We start from the raw sequence: 1847 nt of genomic DNA on the forward strand, positions 1-1847 counted from the left end.
CTGCATTGCGGGCTTTCCGCTGCAATCCCTCACGCGGGGTGGGCGGTGAGAGGGGTGTGGGCAGTTTTCATAAATATTTGTTAAAAATTAACATAAACCCTTTGTATATTTGGTTTGTTGTCCTGGAAATCCCTTCGGGCTTCCCGCACAACGCCCCAGCCGGTTTGCCTACGGCCAGCTCTTCCCCTCCGTCGGGGCGCGGCTGCCGACCTCACCACACGGCTTTTCTATCTCCCATCGCACCCCCTTGACCGTCGAGATGTAAAAAGTTGATTCAACTATTTTGCAGGTATAAAAATTCTTGTATATTTGGTGGATAGATTGCTAGTTATCCGAATTTTACACTGTTCTAAGAAGACCTCCTTTTCTTATTCAATAGTTTGATTTTCAGAAATTTGTAGTCGTTTTTAACAGTTCTTGATGGGACTGAAGGGGCGAAGCTGTGCCCGGAGTAGATACGAAGCGAGTGATCAAAAATCACCCCCCAAAAAAAACACTTCATTTGTTCTTTTTGGTGATTTTTTTGTTTATCTCTAGGTTAATCTAAGCAATTACCATGCAACGTATTAAACTAACTAATGCACAGCACCGCGGAAAATCCATCGTCTTGTTCGGTTTCGAACGAAGCGATTCTATTTGCAACACGTTGAAACAAATTTTTCCTGATTTGACGTGGAGTTATACGTACCAAAGTTGGTATACGGTAAACTCGTTTGATGTAGTATCGAAGTTGTTTCGGGTATTTCAAGGTGTATGTTACCTAGATTACAAGGACTACAAGCGACCAGGCTTTCAGTCGTATTTGGCGCCGTCCAACGAAGGACCGGTTCGTCCCGTCAAAGAACCCTTACCTCCGCTGACGGAGGAGCACGCAAAGGCCATTGATTCGATGATCACCTACATGAAATCGTGCCGAAACGCACCGAGTACCATCGCGACCTATACAGATGCGATGCGCTTGTTTTTGCGGTTTTTCAGTGACCGGCCGATCAATAGCTTGGAGGCTAAGGACATCACGACCTTCAACAACGAGTATATCTTGAAGTACAATTACTCTAGTTCGTTTCAAAATCAGGTGGTGAATGCCGTGAAGCTCTTCGTGCGCGTGGTGCAAGACACCCGTATGGATATTGATCAAATTGAACGACCGCGCCGTGAACGTCGATTGCCCGTGGTGTTGAGCAGGGAAGAGGTAACCAACATCATTGACGCTACCCGCAACCTCAAACACAAAACGCTGTTGGCGCTCATTTACTCGGCCGGACTCCGCATCAGCGAAGCGCTATCGCTCAAACCCCGCGACATTGATTCCAAGCGCATGTTGATTCATGTCAAGAATGCCAAGGGAAAGAAGGACCGCACGACCTTGTTGTCGGAAAGAATATTGTTGCTCTTGCGCGAGTATTACCGCGTGTACAAGCCCAAAGAATTTTTGTTTGAAGGACAAACCGGCGGGCAGTACAGTAGCCGGAGTGCACAGGTAGTGTTAAAGGAGGCTGTTGCCCGCGCGGGCGTAACGAAATCAGTTAGCCTGCACACCCTGCGCCACAGTTTTGCTACGCATTTGTTGGAGAACGGAACTGATCTGCGTTATATCCAGGAGTTGCTCGGACACAGCAGTCCCAAAACAACGATGATCTATACCCACGTCAGCAACACAAATTTAAAGCTGATAAAGAATCCATTTGACCAATAAATGTTTATTTTTGATCAAAACAACATGCACATGACACGCACCAAACATGCGCCAAGCCTCCCAAAAATGGATGCCATGTGCCCAAAACATGCATATACAATATAGTTAGCGGTTATGCTATGACAACACAGCTGACCGACAACGGGGAAGC

The 1847-nt window shown here is 46.7% G+C and carries 1 protein-coding gene; it reads left to right on the top strand.

From position 1 onward, the window contains the following. Positions 1-556: 556 nt before the first annotated feature. Positions 557-1696, top strand: coding sequence for a tyrosine-type recombinase/integrase (locus CHU92_RS00330; protein ID WP_243389528.1), 1140 nt, complete (start codon positions 557-559; stop codon positions 1694-1696). The last annotated feature ends 151 nt before the right edge of the window (positions 1697-1847 follow it).

It is taken from the genome of Flavobacterium cyanobacteriorum (genome assembly GCF_002251835.1).
Classification (GTDB): Bacteria; Bacteroidota; Bacteroidia; order Flavobacteriales; family Flavobacteriaceae; genus Flavobacterium; species Flavobacterium cyanobacteriorum.